This is a genomic window from Variovorax sp. P1_H2 (assembly GCF_056405295.1).
The window spans coordinates 1-14,919 of record NZ_JBFUCJ010000145.1 but is presented as its reverse complement, the minus strand read 5'-3'; the positions used below and the strand labels follow the sequence as shown (position 1 = coordinate 14,919).

Here is a 14,919-nt window from a genome sequence, read left to right as displayed (position 1 = left end):
CACCGGCACCGGCACCGGCACCTGCACCAGCACCAGCACCAGCACCAGCACCTGCACCGGCACCCGCTCCGGCACCGGCCCCGGCACCGGCACCSGCACCGGCACCGGCMCCGGCACCGGCACCTGCACCCGCATCGGCACCCGCACCTGCACCCGCACCTGCACCCGCACCGGCACCGGCACCGGCGCCAGCACCAGCACCCGCACCAGCACCGGCCCCGGCACCAGCACCAGCACCAGCACCAGCACCAGCACCAGCACCAGCACCAGCACCAGCACCAGCACCCGCGCCCGCGCCCGCATCGGCGCCCGCACCCGCACCCACACCGGCGTCAGCACCGGCGCCTGCACCTTCAGTGGCCGCGCCAGCCGCGGTCAACGGAGAAGAGCCAAACAAGAGCGCCGCACCCGCCGCCGCTGAGACAACGACGACCGCACAAACCGAAGCGAGCGCAGCAGCGCCTGCCCCGGTCGCCCCCGCCTATCAGAACGAGACGCCGCTTTTCGCTGCCCTTCCCGCGCAAGTTCGGCAAGGCGATCTCGCGATGATCGGCAACCTGCATCGCCGCGTCGGCGATACGGGTCCCGAACGTGGCGCCTGGGCGCGCGCCATCTACACCGATCTGGACATCCGCCAGAACGGCAGCGTCGCGCCGTACAGTCAGGGCCACTTGAGCGGGCTGCAGGCCGGCAGCGACCTCCTGGCCGCCGACAACTGGCGTGTCGGGGCCTACGTCGGTTCGCTGGACGGAAGCGCGGACGTGAGCGCAAACGTGCGCGGCGCCTTCGGCAGGGCCGGCAGCAACGATCTGCAATCGAGCTACTTCGGCGGCTATGCGACCTGGATGGATGCGGGCGGCTGGTATGCCGATGCCGTGCTGCAAGCGGGCAGCCATCGCTACACCGTGCGGCCCGACGCCGGTCTGACGACGTCAGGCAAGGCGCGCAGCGTCTCGGCATCGCTCGAAGCCGGCAAGTCCTTCGTTCTGGCCGAGTCCTGGAGCATCGAGCCGCAGGCGCAACTGATCTATCAAAATTCACGGTTCGACGATGTGTGGATCGTCGGCGCACGCGTCCAACAGGACCCCGAGGGCGCTTGGATCGGCCGCCTCGGCGTGCGCATCAAGGGCGACATGGTCACTGCGGCCGGGCGTCTGCAGCCCTATGCGCGCGTCAACGTCTACCGCGCGGGTTCCGGCGCCGACGTGGCGACCTTCGTCGGTCCCGCCACCGCCACGCGTATCTCCAGCGCGAGCGGTTTCACCTCGACAGAAGTGGCAGGTGGCTTTTCGCTGGCGCTGACGCCCGTCACGACGATTTACGGCGAGATCGGGCGATTGCTCAGCAGCGGCGGCGAAGCCCAGGTGAAGTCATCGGTGCAAGGCTCGCTGGGCCTGCGGGTGACTTGGTGATTCAGTCGGCGTCGGCTTCGGTTGTCGGGCCGCCGACGCCTCTTCAGTTGCCGATTCCCTCTGCGGCAGCCTATCGGTCGATGCAACGGTTTGGCTGAACATTTCGACCGGCGCCGCCTTCGTCGAGGAGATCTGAGCTTCGACGACAGCGATCAGATGAAGGAGAGTAAAGAAGATTTACCATGTCGACGGCCTCGCAACCAATGGGTCGGCAGTCTGGGTGAGGAAGGCAAGGGCCATACCCCCTGAAACGCTCGGCACGCGTGACGATCCCGATGAGGATGGAGGTTCCAACGATGCCAAGAGTCGCCATCATCGGGTCCGGGCCGGGCGGTTTGATCGCTGCCCGCTACCTGCAATCCGAAGGCTTCGAGCCCGTGCTGTTCGAGCGGGCGCCATTGCCCGGCGGCCAATGGAGCGGCGACGCGATCTGCAGCGGCGTATGGCCATCGATGCGCACCAACACCAGCCGCGTGCTCACCCAATTCAGCGACCTGCCGCATGCGCCGGGCCTCGCGGTCTATCCGTCCAATCGCGAGATCGGCGACTACCTGCGGCGCTATGCGGACCGATTCCACCTGTCCGGGCAAATACGTCTGCGCACCAAGGTGCGCGAAATTGCGGCTGTGCCCGGCGGATGGACCGTGCGTCATGACGCGCACGACGAAGAGATCTTTGAGAAAGTCGTGGTCGCCTGTGGCCGCTTCCAGCATTCGCGCATTCCCGAGGTCCCGGGGCTGGCGTCTTTTTCGGGCAGCAATGGCGTGGCGCATACCAATGCCTACAAGCATCCGGAGCGATACCGCGGCAAGCGCGTGCTCGTCGCGGGCTGCGCCATCAGTGCCCTCGAGATTGCCAGCGATCTCTGCATGCTCGGCGCGGCAAGGGTGGTCGTGTGCCATCGTCGGCAGCGCTATGTGTTGCCGAAGCTCGTGGCCGGCGTGCCATCGGACCATCGCGTGTTCACGCGCTTCCAGGCGCTGGCGGAGGAGTCGCTGCCGCGCAGCGAATTCGGCGAGATGCTGAAAGAGCTGGTGCTGGCCTGGGGCGGCAGTCCGGAACAGTTCGGCGCGCCGAAGCCGGCCGACAGCATCCTCGATGCCGGCCTGACATTGAGCCAGCATTTTCTTCCACTGGTTGCCGAGGGCCGCATCGAGGTGCGGCCCTGGTTCGACAGGGTCGAAGGCATGCGGGTTAGTTTCAGAGACGGGTCCACGGAGATCTACGACGGCATTCTTTTCGGCACCGGCTTCGAACTGAAAATGCCCTTCCTCGGCGAGCCGATCCGTCGCACGCTTGGCCTCGATGCGCAACGGCTCGAACTTTTTCAGCACACCTTCCATCCGCAACTGCCGGGACTTGCCTTCGTGGGCATCTGGGATCAGTCGGGCCCGATGTTTCCGCCGATCGAGTTGCAGGCCCGGTGGATTGCCTATGTGTGGAGCGGCGCCATCGCAGCGCCGGCACTTGAAGAAATGCTGGCGGGCGTTGCCGAGTGCCGCGCGCGTGGCGAGCCGCAGAAGACCAAGATGAACCTGATGGCCTTGCTGTTTGCGCGCGCCGCGGGCGTGGAGCCCGATCCGCAGCGCTGGCCTCGGCTTAGGCGTGCCCTGTTATTTGGGCCGCTGGCGCCGGTTTCGTTTCGCCTCGAAGGTCGCGATGCGCTGCCGGATGCGGCCGACCGGTTTGCCGATGAAGCCAAGGCCTTCGGATGTATGCAGTCTTCGCAGTTTCAGGATTCCGAATTGCAGAAGCTGCGACGACTGGCCTGCGTCGCACAGTCTCCGCAGGTGGCGGCGTGGGCGGCTGCGCCGGCGTAGGGCGAAGTGATGGCAGTGGGCCGATCATCGACCCCGAGCCCTTCACCGTTCCAATGACCCGCCAGATAACCAAGCCTTGCCTCGCGCAGAGAGGCGATCAACCTCGGGGCCTGTGCGCTGCGGCATATCCAGCTTGACCTTGTAGCCGATCTGCGTCTGGATGTAGGCCAGGTGCTGGTACCCCCGTCAAAGCCCGCGAATCGACCAGCCAATCATCAAGACGCCACTCGCGGCGATCCAGCTGCCGCCCACACGCACGGCAATCCGCGCCCATGGCGCCCGCAACGCAACGACGAGCGCGGCGAACAGGACGATCACTACGAACACTGCAGCGGCCAATCCGAGGGCGGCCAGGGTCGCCGATGCAGTCAGGCCCATGCCGGTGCCGTTGAGGTACCCGTGAACCAGCCCGAGCAGTGCACCGAGCACCGTCATCGAGCGCAAGCTGAGCCTGACATCGGCCGCGACCAAGCCACCCAGCAGCAGGAACCACAAGGCTGCCACCAGCGTGCCGGCATGGGCGGTGGCCGCGGTCGATCCGACCAGGCTGCCGAGCAGCCACGCCGCCGGCAGCGTGAACATCGCCCGTCTTCCGTAAGGCGCGCCACGCAACCCGGCCAGCAGCGCCAACGCCAGCGCAGGCACAAGATCCTCGGGGCTGGCCAAGAAGTGCATCAGGCCGTCGTAGACCGGGCCCATCCCGGTCGAATTGAGGTGCGCTTCGGCGGGCCCGCACGCAAGCGCAAGGGCGAACAGGGCGAGCGCGCGCGCACGAATCCACGACGCGCTCGCGTGCATCACGCGAGCGCCCTCCACATGAAGACTCCCCCTCCCGTTGCGACCGCCGTGCCGGCTGCCCGCAGCAGTTGCCGCCCCCAGGGCCGGCCGTGGACGGCTCCGATGCCGATGCCCAACGCGTGCAGGCCACCCGTGGCGATCACGAAACCCATGCTGTAGAGCAGCGCGTTGTGACCTGGCGGCAGTTCGACACCATGCGCATGCCCGTGGAAGATCGCAAAGCCCCCGACCACGAGCGCCGCAATGACCAGAGGCGGGCGGAGTTCGAAGGCGACTGCGGTTCCGAGCACGATCGCCGACGCGGCGATACCGGCCTCCACGCCCGGGATCGGTATGCCGAGAAATCCGAGCATGCCGCCCAGCGCCATGACCAGAGGGAAAGCGATCGGCAGCACCCAGATCGCCGGCATCCCGAGTTGCGCACCCCACAGACCCACGGCGACCATCGCGAGCACATGGTCCAGGCCCGAGAGCGGATGGAGCAAGCCGGTCAGCAGTCCGGCCGCCTCGCTCTGCTGCAGGTGTGCGCAGGCGGCCTGAGCCCAGAAGGCCGCCAACAGGGCCAGCGCCTGCGCCGATCGAGGTCGAAATTGCCGCATCATCGTGCCGCTGCGATCAAGAGCGCGACGCGCTGGAGCGTCCAGAACGCACCGAGCGCTCCGACGACATAGCCAGGAAGTGCCTGCACCCAGCGCGGCCAGCGCACCTGGAGCACGCTGAAGGACCGCTCCATCGCCAGCACCAGCGCGACGAATGCGAGCTGCCCGAGCTCGACGCCGACGTTGAAGGACAGCAGCGCCAGCGGCAGATCCTGCCGCGGCAGGCCGGCACTGGTCATCACGGTGGCGAAGCCGAACCCGTGCAACAGTCCGAACGCGAACGCCACCACCCAGGGGTGGCGGATCGTGAAGCTCGTCTCGCCGCGCCACACGCGCACGATCTCCGGGCCGAGAAACAGGATGCTCAAGGCGATCGCCGCATTCATCGGCAGTGCCGGGACATTCGCGACGCCGAGCGAAGCGATGGCCAGCGTGATGCTGTGGGCGACGGTGAAGGCGGTGACCGTCTTTATCAGCATCCACCGATTGCCCACGATCAACAGCAGGCCGAGCACGAACAGCAGATGATCGGCACCAAACAGGATGTGCCGGAAGCCCTCGACGACATAGGTGCCCAGCACGTCCCACCACGATTGCGAGGCCGCGATCTCGAACCATGGCTGCGAAGGGCGTGCGATGGTCTGCACCGTCTGGCCGTCGAGCAGCTCGACCCGGACCATCGCATCGGTGATCGTGAATTGCAGGCCCTTGATCTTGATTCGCTTGCCGGCCAGTCCGTTCGGCCCGGCGTCGATCCAACGCCGCTCGACGAGGGAGTCGCTGAGTTCCTGGACCACGGGCGCCTTCAGGTCGTTCACCCCATCGGGCATGGTCAGCACCAGCGGCAATCGCCTGCCCGCGAGCATCGGCGTGCGCCAGAGCACCGCATACTGGGCTGGCGCCGTTTCCTTGATCTCCAGATACGCCGGCCGGGACTCGTCGGCGCGTGAAACCGGCATTCCGGCAAGCAGGACGAGCAGCGCCACCATGACGTATCCGGCGATGCGGCGCAGGCCGTTCACTTCGACACCCTGTCCGATGGTGTGGGCGCCTGCGCTGTCTGTGAAGACGGCGAGGCCAACGAGGCCGCAGGACGCTCGGGCGGCGCGGGCAGCAGCACCGTGTAATTGGCACGCATCGTCTTGTACGACTTCTCCCAGGCAAGCGCTTTCTGCTCGTCGAGCCACGCGGTCTTGACGTTGGCCTCGACCTCCTCGAAGGCCGGTACGCGGCCGGGAATCAGGGTGTCGACGAACACGAGGTGCCAGCCGAAGCCGGACTCAATGGGCCCCTGCCACGCGCCGTGCGAAAGCTTGGCTGTTGCCAGAGCGAATTGCGGTCCGAACTCCTTGCCGAGAAATTCAGGCGCGCGATCGCGATAGTAGTCCTGGAACATGAACGCGTCGGCGAGCGAGTTCGCGATCTTCGCGTCGACCGGCTGGCCAGCGAGCTTCGCCAGCGCTTGCTCCGCATCGGCTCTGGCACGGGTGCCGCGCTTGTCGGGCGAGAAGTACAAATGTCGAAAGCTCAGCCGGGGCGGCTGCGCGAATCTGGCGTCGTTCTTCGCGAACCAGTTCCTGAGTTCGACCGGCGTTGGCTCGCGCGCAGCGGCCACATCCTCGGCCAGGAATTGCATCTTCTGCGCCATGCGGCGCTTGACGATTTCGTCGCCCTTGTCGAGCCCCATCGCGAGCGCCTCGCGGTAGAGGACTTCCTGCTGGACTTTCATCTCGACCATGCGCTCGAGCTCCTGCGGCGTCGGCAGTCGGTGCCACTGCGCCTGGTACAACTCGGTGAGTTGGCCAATCTCATCGAGCGACAGCTGGATCTCCTTCGAAGATGCGGTCGCCGGGCTTCCGGACTGCGTGAGGCCGTAGAGGCCGAACATGATCGCGCCGATCAACAGAAAGTGAACCAGCGGCTCTCGCAGGAGGCGTCTCATGGCGTTTCCAGACTCTCGGCGCTACTTGTGCACATCGGGGAAGAAAGTTGCCGCTTCCTGCAGCACCTTGCCGGCCATCTCCTCGATGATCCGCCGCCGCATCTGCTCGCGCATGGTCTGGAACTTCTGCTGCTGCTGCGGATTGAGCAGCGGCGAGATCTTCTCGTCGAAGGAGAGACCGAGCTTGCGCAACTCCTTGGCCTTCTGCAAGCCGCTGAGGGAGGCGTTCTTCTTCAGCGCCCCCAACTGCTGCACCTCCTGCTTGAGAATCGGGACGATCTGCTGCTTCTGCTCTTCCGTCAGCCCCAGCTCGATCGAGAACTGGTTCGACAGCGCCGTCAGCGGATTCGACGCAATTTGCGGAGCCGGAACGATCTCGTAGTTGGCGAAGCCGAACTCGTTGCTGCGTGCGGCGTAGTACGTGTCGCCGAGCTTGTAGAACGTGAAAGCGTACGGATCCTGCGAGACGAAGGCAATCAGTTTGCCCGCCTCGATCTTGTAGGGGCTGGTGGTGCCCTGATAGCCGTCGCGCTCGACGCTGCCGAAACCGCTCGGCACGGCAGTGTCGCCTCCGACGCGGAACACGGTCGTATGGCCCTCGGTCGTGAAGTTCTGGCTGAACTGTTCTCCGGTGACGTTGTTGCGCAGCCAGAATGCTTTGCCGACGATGAGTGCCTTCAACTGGGCGTCGTTCAGGGCGGCGGCACCCTTCTTCTTCAGGTCGGCGACGGTCATCCCGGCCGGGTTGCCCTTGCGCGCCTGCGCCGATGGCGCATACCAGATCGGCGAACTCCAGGCGCGCTCCTGCCCGGTGAGCGGCACGATGTTGGGCGGGGGCAGCCCCTCCTTCACCGCCTGGATCAGCGTCCAGCGCGGCGTCGGGATCTCGAGCACGCGGACGTAGTAGAACGCGTGCAGGCTCGCATCGAATTCCGGATCGGTCCACACCGTCTTCAGTTCCGCCGAGCCGACATCGTTCGTGTAGGTGGCCTTGTCGAGATCCACCGTGCTGCGGATGGCGGGCACCCGGCCCGACCACTTGTCAGGCTTGCGGTCGCCAGCCCACACCACATCGAAGACTTTCTCGAGGCTCTGGCCGTTCTGCGTCCAGCCCTTGATGACCTGGATGCGGTCGAGGTTGGCCGAGTTCGGGTCTTTCACTGCCCAGATGACGAAGCGCGGCGCGGTGCCTTTCCCCCCGGAGGGCATGGGCGGCAGGTCGGCGCCCATCGGCACGCCGCCTGCATAGGACTGCTTGATCCAGTCGTTGGCCTTCGCGATGTCCTGGTTGTAGCCCCAGCCGCCGAACAAGCGCACCTTGATGCGCGGGCCGGTCACGCCGAAGGTTTCCTTGCGGTACATCGCGTCCCACAGCGAGGCCCGGGTGTTCTCCTCGGCCCATACGCCGGTCAGCCCGCCGGGGTTTTCCAGGCGCACGTCCATGGTGCCGCCGATCAGCACGCCGGCAAAGCGCCGCTCGACTGACGCATCCGCCTGGGCGTGCAGTCCGTAGAAGTTGTCCTGACGGTACGGGCTGCCGGTGTTGTGCGAGTCGGAGCCGCCGGCCATCCCGAACTTGTACGGGTTGTAGCCGCGCTGGTCCTGCATCGTGATGCCGTCCTTGTAGGCCTGGCGCGCGAAGCTGCCCGTGATGTGGTCGATGCGCCCGACATTGGCCGGAAGGCCCAGGATGGCCTGATACAGCTCGTAGCTGGCGAACTCGTCGTTGGGCGACAGCAGGGGATGGGTCTCCGACTGTCCCTTGCCCTGCTTGATCTCGACCAGGCGCTCGTTGCGGTCGCGCGAGGCCGCCCAGGCGGCGTCGATGGGCCGGCCGGTGGTGTTGTCGACGTCGACCGGGTACATCCAGCCATCGCTGACGTTGGCGTTGTGCGAGATCGCGAGCAGTTCGTTGCCGCTCTTGCGCTGCACGTCCATCCAGTTCCACAGGTCCGTGGGTCGCGTGGAGTCGAGCGCGCTGAATGGATAGTCCGGTACCTTGTCGCAGGCCCGGAAGAACACGTTGCGGTGCAGGTTGCGGTTGCCCGGCATCGCTGTCCACTCGTACGAGCAGAACGCCGTGAACTTGCCCGGCTTGTTGTTCTCGTCGGCGATCTTGACGTTTTCCTTCCACACGGTGCCAGTGATCTTCGGGTCCATCAAGGCCTTCACCGGCGCGCTTGAGGCCAGCTTGAGCAGGTACGAGAAGACCTGCTGTTGCTCGGCGGAGCTGTTGGGATCCTTCATGATCATCGGCTTCGCCGCGGGCAGCTTGCTCACGTAGCTCCCCGGGGTGTTGGCCTGCTTGGTGACGCCGACATATTCGGAGTGATCGGTCACGCCCATGAAGTCGAGCGGCGTGTCGATCTTGATGTCGAAGCCCACCGGGTGCTTGATCGTCTGCCCCTGGGCATACTTGTAGGCTTCGTCGGGGCCGGTGATGCGGTTGCCCATGACCCAGGCATCGACCGACCAGCTGGTGTGAATGTGGGTCTCGCCGAAGTACGCGTTCTTCTCCGGATTCTTCTCCTGGGCGATCGTCGGCACGCAGGCCAGCGCGGCCGCCAGCGCGAGGGTGGCTCGGGCCGTTTGGGAATTTCTCGGTTTCATCGCTGCGTCCTCCGTGCAGTCACGAAAACTGCAGCCTGCACGCTATCAGGCGCGGCCGGTCGAACCAACTGGACCTTGGTCCAGGTTTTTGAGGGGGCAGCGGCAGCGCGAAATCAGGCGTCGGGCCGCGGCGAGCGGTCGGCCCCGAGTTGATCCTGATCAATCGCAGCCTCAGATAGCCAAGTATTCTCTCCGTCGCGCGGGCGCGACGCGCGTCCTTGGTCCTTGTCTTGCGCGATCCGACAAGACCGCTAGCGGCGGACTGCTCGCACAACGTTCGGCCAGCTCCCAACACTGGATTGACCCAAGATGCCCGAGGTGTGGATGAACGCAGGCAACCGGCGCGGCCCGGGCACCGAGGCGGCTGGCACCCGTCTCGAAGCGAAGTCGATCGCGGCGACCACCGCCGGCCGGATTGCGCATCCATGGGATGCGGCGGCAACCTTGCCGGCAATGAGATGAACTGGGTCGAAATCGCCTGGATTGCGATGTCCGCTGCGACCCTGACACTCGGCGTGATTCACCTTTTCGTCTGGCTCAAGCAGAATTCGCAGTACGCCCATCTTCTGTTCTTCGCGCTCGCGGTGTCTGCGACGGTGTTCGGCGCTTTCGAGTTGGCGATGATGCGCTCGACATCTGCTGCCGGCTACGCCACGACATTGCGTTGGGCGCATGTGCCGCTGGCAATGGTCGTGCTGTCGATCGTCTGGTTCGTCCGGTTCTATTTCGGCGCCGGAAGCCTCTGGCTTGCCTGGGCGGCCACCCAGCTCCGGCTGTTGGCGCTCGCGCTGAACTTCATCACCGGCGAAAACATCAATTTCAGCGAGGTTTCATCGCTGGATCTGACCACGTTCTGGGGCGGCCCGATCGTCGCGGGGCCGGTCGGTGTTGTCAATCCATGGGGGATCATTCCGCAGATCGGGAATGTGTGCCTGCTCGTCTTCGTCGTGGATGCCTCCCTCGCGCTCTGGCGCCGGGGCGGATCCGATGGGCGCCGCCGCGCAACGATCGTCGGCGGCAGTCTCGCGATCTTCATCGTCACTGTCGCGGGCTTGGCCGCCTTGATCACTCTGGGCCTGGTTCACGCCCCGACGATCGTCATGCCGGGCGTTTTCGTTGTCGTGATCGCCATGGGCTACGAACTTGGCTGGGACGTGATCGCAGCCGGGCAACTGGCGGCGCGGCTGCGCGCAAGCGAACTGCGTTTCCGCACCGTTGTCGAAGCCGTTCCCAGCGCCATTCTTCTGGTTGACCACAGGGGAATGATCACGCTGGCCAACGCGCAGGCGGAAGCCATGTTCGGCTACTCGCGTGCAAATCTCGTCGCGAAGCCTGTCGAGATGCTGATCCCTGAACGCTTTCGCGGTCCCCATGTCGGCCTGCGAGGGTCATACGGCAAGGACCCGCGGACGCGGGCAATGGGAGCCGGACGCGAGCTCTTCGCACGCCGCAATGATGGAGGCGAATTTCCGGTAGAGGTTGCACTCAGTCCGATGTCGACCGGTGAGGGGCTGTTCATCCTGGCCTCGGTCGTCGACGTCACCGAACGCAGACGCGTCGAGCGGACGACGGCCCGCCAGCGCGACGAGCTCGCGCACCTGTCGCGGGTCGCGATGCTGGGCGAGTTGTCCGGATCGCTCGCGCACGAACTCAACCAGCCGCTGGCGGCCATTCTGAGCAATGCGCAGGCGGCACAGCGCTTTCTCGCGCAAAGCCCGCCGCGCGTCGACAAGCTCGCCGAGATCCTGTCCGACATCGTCAAGTGCGACCACCGTGCCGGCGCGGTGATTCAGCGGCTGCGATCCATGCTCAGGAAGGAAGACGCGCAGCACGATCTTCTGGACATCAACGACGTGGTCCAGGAATCTCTGCATCTGATTCGCAGCGACCTGCTGAACCGGCATGTGATGGCCAGCGCGGACCTGGCCGATTCGCTGCCGCCCGTGAGCGGCGACCGGAACCAGTTGCAACAGGTGATGTTGAATTTCGTGATGAACGGATGCGATGCCATGGACGGCGGCGAGAACTCGCGCCGGCTGCTGGTGCGAACGCGAAGCACCGCAGAGGGCAACGTCGAGTTCTCCGTCGCTGACCACGGCTCGGGAATACCCCCGGCGGATCTCGAGCGGATATTCGATCCCTTTGTCACCAGCAAGTCGCACGGCCTGGGCCTGGGTCTGGCCATCTGCCGATCGATTGCCGAGGCGCATGGTGGCCGGCTGTGGGCTACCAACAATGCGGATGCGGGTGCCACACTGCATTGCGAACTGCCGGCGAAGCGAGACTGAAAGCCATGGAAGAACTGACGCCCACGGTCTACCTGGTCGACGACGATCCCGACTTGTTGACGGCGATCGGGCGGCTGCTCGAATCCGTTGGACTGAAGGCCGTCGCGTTCGCGTCGCCGCGTCAGTTCCTCGACAGCTACGACCCGAAAGCGCCAGGTTGCCTGGTGCTCGACCTTGCGCTGCCGGGGTTGAGCGGCCTGGAGTTGCAACACGCGCTCGAGCAACAGGCCAGCCCGCTGCCGATTGTCTTTCTCACCGGTCGGGGCGACATCGCTGCGAGTGTCCAGGCGATGAAGCATGGCGCGAAGGACTTTCTCACCAAGCCGGTCAACGACACCGAGTTGATCGCTGCGATCCAGCAAGCCTTGGCCGGCAACCTGGCCCAGCGTCACGCGAATGCGCAGCGCGAGCGCGTCTCGCAATGCCTCGCATCGCTGACCGAGCGCGAACGGCAGGTTCTCGAGCAGATCGTGGCCGGGAAGCTGAACAAGCAAATCGCCGCCGAGCTCGGCACCGTCGAGAAGACGATCAAGTTCCATCGTGGCAACCTGATGCGCAAGATGGGTGTGCGCGTCGTCGCCGATCTGGTCAAGCTGGCCGAGCGCGCCGGCGTCGGCTCATCGCCCAACACCTGAAGTCTCGCCTTTCGCGCCTGCAGCGCGCCAGAAACCTGGACCAAGGTCCAGTTGGAGCGATCGCCTTCGGCTGTTAGCGTGAGGGCACGATGGAAAGCAAGACCTCCCTGCTGGCCGTGGTGGACGACGATGCCGATGTGCGCGTGGCCTTGACGCGGCTCGTTTCCTCCGCTGGCTTCGCTGTCGAGACCTTCGCGTCCGGCGCGGATTTCTTGCGCTCCGTCGCGGACCATCAGCCGGACTGTCTGGTGCTCGACTTGCATATGCCCGAAATGAGCGGCTTCGACGTCCAGAGCGCGCTTGCCCTCGCGCATGCTGCCGTGCCTGTCGTGGTCATCACGGGGCACGACACGCCCGAGTCGCGCGCGCGGGCCCTGCACCTGGGCGCGAAGGCCTATCTGTGCAAGCCTGTCAACGACGCCGCGTTGTTGGCGGCCATCGACAGCGCCATCGGCTCTGGACGGGGATCTTCGCCATGATCGAATCGAACTTCAGCAGGTTGCGGAAGATCCTCATCTTCGCCTCGGCCGCGGAGGCTGGCACGGGCGTCGGTCTTCTGGCCCTCCCTTCGGTTGTCATCGCATTGCTGGTGCGGGCGGAGATCACCGAACTGGCGACGTTGCTCGGCCGAATCCTGGGGGTTGCGCTTGTCGCGCTGGGATTGGCGTGCTGGCCGCAACGCCAGCGTCCAAGCTCGGCCGCGTTCTGGGCGATGTGGACATACAGCGCCTTTGTCGCTGGGTATTTCGGTTATGTTGGCGCAGTCCTGCACCTTGCGGGCCCGCTGTTGTGGCCAGCTGCTGCGGTCCACGCCATCGTCACGCTGCTGTTGTCCTGGACACGGCAGGACACGCGACGCGTCGCATTGGACTGAGCTCACTCCGTCTTCGCTCACCCGATCCCATTTGTTCAACGTCGAAGGAGTAGATCATGAAGTCCATCACCAAGTTCGGTCTGATTCTGTGCGCCGCCCTGCTGGCCGCGGGTTGCGTGACCAAGCAGACCTACAACACCGAAGTGAAGAAGGCCGACACCTATCAGGCGCTCAATGCCAAGTTGTCGAGCGAGCTGAGCAGCGACCAGGCGCAGATCACCCAGTTGCAGAACCAGCTCAAGGTGACGCTTGTCAACGAGGTCCTGTTCCCCGAGGGTGGCTGGACGCTCAACGCGAAGGGCGAAGAGACGCTCGCCAAGATCGCGCCGACCCTGTCGAACCTGCCGGGCCAACAGATCATTGTCCAGGGGTTCACCGACAACCTGCCGATCGGTGGCACGCTGAAGTCGCGGTTTCCCTCCAATCTCGAGCTCTCGTCGGCGCGAGCGGACGACGTGGTGCGCTACCTCAGCTCGAAGGGCGTGCCGTCGGCGACGATCTCGGCCCAGGGCTTTGGAGAAGCGCGGCCAGTGGCGAGCAACGACACGCCGCAGGGCAGGGCGAAGAACCGCCGCGTCGAGATCGTGATCTCGGCGGCCAGCCGGCCGTAGCGTCTCGCTGCGCTTCGATTCGGGGGTCGGACCGAGATCCTGAGCACGCCGGTGGTTGATTGGTTTCACCCCGATCTCTTTCTTAACGTTGATTCAATGAGGAGACAAGCCATGAACAAGCGGATCGTTCTCCCGGTGGCGGTGCCTGCACTGTGCGTTGCAGGTCTGGCGGTCGGTCAGGAAATGATCCTGGACATGGTCGCGAACAAGGTCATCGGCAAGTACCAGAGTGCGAGCTGCGAAGAGCTATGGGTGAAGAAGAGTCAACCCCAATCGGCGGAGGAACAGCGGGCCGTTCAATTCCTGCGCAACGATCCGACGGCTCGCACTGCCTTCCTCAACAAAGTGGCCGCGCCGATCGCGAACAAGATGTTCGAGTGCGGAATGATCCCTTGAACGAAGACGTGGTCGTGAACCGGATTCCTCACAATCGCCCCTGCGATTGCGATGGGACTGGCGCCGGGCGGCAGCGCGATGCACAGTCGGCCGCGCGCCGGCCCGAACGGCGGTGCGACCCGGCGCCCGACCTTGACCCAAGCTCTTGGAGATTGTCATGACGACCCGACGCATTTTCGTTACTTCCGCGACGTTGCTCGCATCGGCGCCCGCGCTCGAGGCCGCAATGGCACAGACCGCGGAGGCGCCTGCGAAGCAGGCTGATTTCCTGTTCGTGCAAACGGCGAACAGCATGACCTTTGACAGGGCAACCAGCAAGCTCACGCTGCATGGCGTGAGCCCGATCACCGTATTTTTTTCCGACCGTCCTGAGCGTATCGCCGGGAACATGAAGACAACGGCGTTTGTCCCGTTCTGGAGCAAGGGCAAGGAGAGTTTTCTTTCCGATCCCCCCAATGCCGACATCTCCATTGTTGAAGGTGAGTCGCTTCGACAGGTCGTGGCAGTCCTGAAGGATCCCGTGTTGAAAGGCTCTGCGCTTTCCTATACGGTGAAGATTCTTCAAGGCGACATGCCGGTGAAGGGCTCCGACGTCTCTGTCTTCATCGACGTCATCGGCATGCCTTTGACGCCGGTGTCGTATGCCGGTGTCGCGCGCAGGAGCTTTCGCCGTGCAGCCATTTACCGCTAGGGATGGTCTGCAAAACAGGCCCAAGCCTTGCATGATCTGATGCCATGATTTCCAAACGCGTAACTCCCCCGAATCAGTTGGGCTTGGGCCTGAACCTGTCGACGAAGAAGACGCGCAAACGCGAGTTCCTCGATGAGATGGATCGGGTGGTTCCCTGGAGCGCGCTGGTGCAGATCGTCGAGCCGCACAGCCCGCGGGCCAAGACTGGTCGGCCGCCTTTTGCGATCGAGACGATGCTGCGCA

The 14,919-nt window shown here is 64.9% G+C and carries 16 protein-coding genes; 10 read left to right on the top strand and 6 right to left on the bottom strand.

Annotation, left to right across the window (positions count from 1 at the left end; all coding sequences use genetic code 11):
* Nucleotides 1-351: hypothetical protein (locus tag AC1D2E_RS31440; RefSeq protein ID WP_478201030.1), on the bottom strand; the 351-nt coding region annotated here is incomplete at its 3' end.
* A 5-nt stretch (nucleotides 352-356) separates the two neighbouring features.
* Here AC1D2E_RS31440 and AC1D2E_RS31435 point away from each other — a divergent pair.
* Nucleotides 357-1,412, top strand: coding sequence for an autotransporter outer membrane beta-barrel domain-containing protein (locus AC1D2E_RS31435; RefSeq protein ID WP_478201029.1), 1,056 nt, complete (start codon nucleotides 357-359; stop codon nucleotides 1,410-1,412).
* A 275-nt stretch (nucleotides 1,413-1,687) separates the two neighbouring features.
* Nucleotides 1,688-3,232 carry a flavin-containing monooxygenase gene (locus AC1D2E_RS31430; RefSeq protein ID WP_478201032.1) on the top strand — a complete coding sequence of 515 codons (1,545 nt, stop codon included), beginning with the start codon at nucleotides 1,688-1,690 and terminating at the stop codon, nucleotides 3,230-3,232.
* A 186-nt stretch (nucleotides 3,233-3,418) separates the two neighbouring features.
* Here AC1D2E_RS31430 and AC1D2E_RS31425 read toward each other — a convergent pair whose 3' ends face one another.
* The 5 genes from AC1D2E_RS31425 to AC1D2E_RS31405 are packed head-to-tail and all read right to left on the bottom strand — an operon-like array spanning nucleotide 3,419 to nucleotide 9,181.
* On the bottom strand, nucleotides 3,419-4,030 hold the full coding sequence (locus AC1D2E_RS31425; protein ID WP_478201031.1) for a HupE/UreJ family protein: 612 nt from the start codon (nucleotides 4,028-4,030) through the stop codon (nucleotides 3,419-3,421).
* Nucleotides 4,030-4,632, bottom strand: a complete 603-nt coding sequence (locus AC1D2E_RS31420; protein WP_478201028.1) for a HupE/UreJ family protein — start codon at nucleotides 4,630-4,632, stop codon at nucleotides 4,030-4,032. Before AC1D2E_RS31420 ends, AC1D2E_RS31425 begins: the two co-directional genes overlap by 1 nt.
* A complete protein-coding gene (locus AC1D2E_RS31415) occupies nucleotides 4,629-5,651 on the bottom strand; it encodes a HupE/UreJ family protein (protein ID WP_478201027.1) in 1,023 nt (340 codons plus the stop codon). Before AC1D2E_RS31415 ends, AC1D2E_RS31420 begins: the two co-directional genes overlap by 4 nt.
* Entirely contained in the window at nucleotides 5,648-6,571 is a 924-nt protein-coding gene (locus AC1D2E_RS31410) for a peptidyl-prolyl cis-trans isomerase (protein WP_478201026.1), read from the bottom strand. Before AC1D2E_RS31410 ends, AC1D2E_RS31415 begins: the two co-directional genes overlap by 4 nt.
* Nucleotides 6,572-6,592: 21 nt before the next feature.
* Nucleotides 6,593-9,181, bottom strand: a complete 2,589-nt coding sequence (locus AC1D2E_RS31405; protein WP_478201025.1) for a DUF3604 domain-containing protein — start codon at nucleotides 9,179-9,181, stop codon at nucleotides 6,593-6,595.
* A 458-nt stretch (nucleotides 9,182-9,639) separates the two neighbouring features.
* On the opposite strand from AC1D2E_RS31405, the gene AC1D2E_RS31400 reads away from it, so the two are divergent.
* From AC1D2E_RS31400 to AC1D2E_RS31365, 8 genes are all read left to right on the top strand, one after another.
* Complete coding sequence (locus tag AC1D2E_RS31400) at nucleotides 9,640-11,469, top strand: two-component system sensor histidine kinase NtrB (protein ID WP_478201024.1); 1,830 nt, start codon at nucleotides 9,640-9,642, stop codon at nucleotides 11,467-11,469.
* 5 nt (nucleotides 11,470-11,474) lie between these two features.
* Entirely contained in the window at nucleotides 11,475-12,104 is a 630-nt protein-coding gene (locus tag AC1D2E_RS31395) for a response regulator transcription factor (RefSeq protein ID WP_478201023.1), read from the top strand.
* 89 nt (nucleotides 12,105-12,193) lie between these two features.
* Nucleotides 12,194-12,583 (top strand): response regulator transcription factor, encoded by a 390-nt coding sequence (locus AC1D2E_RS31390; protein ID WP_478201022.1) that lies wholly within the window; start codon nucleotides 12,194-12,196, stop codon nucleotides 12,581-12,583.
* A complete protein-coding gene (locus tag AC1D2E_RS31385; protein WP_478201021.1) occupies nucleotides 12,580-12,978 on the top strand; it encodes a hypothetical protein in 399 nt (132 codons plus the stop codon). The genes AC1D2E_RS31390 and AC1D2E_RS31385 overlap by 4 nt, the downstream gene beginning before the upstream one ends.
* Before the next feature lie 56 nt (nucleotides 12,979-13,034).
* Nucleotides 13,035-13,589, top strand: coding sequence for an OmpA/MotB family protein (locus AC1D2E_RS31380; RefSeq protein WP_478201020.1), 555 nt, complete (start codon nucleotides 13,035-13,037; stop codon nucleotides 13,587-13,589).
* Between the two features lie 111 nt (nucleotides 13,590-13,700).
* Nucleotides 13,701-13,985 carry a hypothetical protein gene (locus AC1D2E_RS31375; RefSeq protein ID WP_478201019.1) on the top strand — a complete coding sequence of 95 codons (285 nt, stop codon included), beginning with the start codon at nucleotides 13,701-13,703 and terminating at the stop codon, nucleotides 13,983-13,985.
* Nucleotides 13,986-14,142: 157 nt separating this feature from the next.
* Nucleotides 14,143-14,676: a hypothetical protein gene (locus AC1D2E_RS31370; protein ID WP_478201018.1), complete on the top strand. Its 534-nt coding sequence runs from the start codon at nucleotides 14,143-14,145 to the stop codon at nucleotides 14,674-14,676.
* 44 nt (nucleotides 14,677-14,720) lie between these two features.
* The coding region (locus AC1D2E_RS31365; protein ID WP_478200970.1) for a transposase at nucleotides 14,721-14,919 on the top strand (199 nt) is incomplete at its 3' end.

What these genes read in the sequence shown, in the direction of transcription:
- AC1D2E_RS31430 (WP_478201032.1), top strand. Translation starts at nt 1,688, where the DNA reads ATGAGGATGGAGGTTCCAACGATGCCAAGAGTCGCCATCATCGGGTCC.
- AC1D2E_RS31425 (WP_478201031.1), bottom strand. Translation starts at nt 4,030, where the DNA reads ATGCACGCGAGCGCGTCGTGGATTCGTGCGCGCGCGCTCGCCCTGTTC.
- AC1D2E_RS31420 (WP_478201028.1), bottom strand. Translation starts at nt 4,632, where the DNA reads ATGATGCGGCAATTTCGACCTCGATCGGCGCAGGCGCTGGCCCTGTTG.
- AC1D2E_RS31410 (WP_478201026.1), bottom strand. Translation starts at nt 6,571, where the DNA reads ATGAGACGCCTCCTGCGAGAGCCGCTGGTTCACTTTCTGTTGATCGGC.
- AC1D2E_RS31405 (WP_478201025.1), bottom strand. Translation starts at nt 9,181, where the DNA reads ATGAAACCGAGAAATTCCCAAACGGCCCGAGCCACCCTCGCGCTGGCG.
- AC1D2E_RS31400 (WP_478201024.1), top strand. Translation starts at nt 9,640, where the DNA reads ATGAACTGGGTCGAAATCGCCTGGATTGCGATGTCCGCTGCGACCCTG.
- AC1D2E_RS31395 (WP_478201023.1), top strand. Translation starts at nt 11,475, where the DNA reads ATGGAAGAACTGACGCCCACGGTCTACCTGGTCGACGACGATCCCGAC.
- AC1D2E_RS31390 (WP_478201022.1), top strand. Translation starts at nt 12,194, where the DNA reads ATGGAAAGCAAGACCTCCCTGCTGGCCGTGGTGGACGACGATGCCGAT.
- AC1D2E_RS31385 (WP_478201021.1), top strand. Translation starts at nt 12,580, where the DNA reads ATGATCGAATCGAACTTCAGCAGGTTGCGGAAGATCCTCATCTTCGCC.
- AC1D2E_RS31380 (WP_478201020.1), top strand. Translation starts at nt 13,035, where the DNA reads ATGAAGTCCATCACCAAGTTCGGTCTGATTCTGTGCGCCGCCCTGCTG.
- AC1D2E_RS31375 (WP_478201019.1), top strand. Translation starts at nt 13,701, where the DNA reads ATGAACAAGCGGATCGTTCTCCCGGTGGCGGTGCCTGCACTGTGCGTT.
- AC1D2E_RS31370 (WP_478201018.1), top strand. Translation starts at nt 14,143, where the DNA reads ATGACGACCCGACGCATTTTCGTTACTTCCGCGACGTTGCTCGCATCG.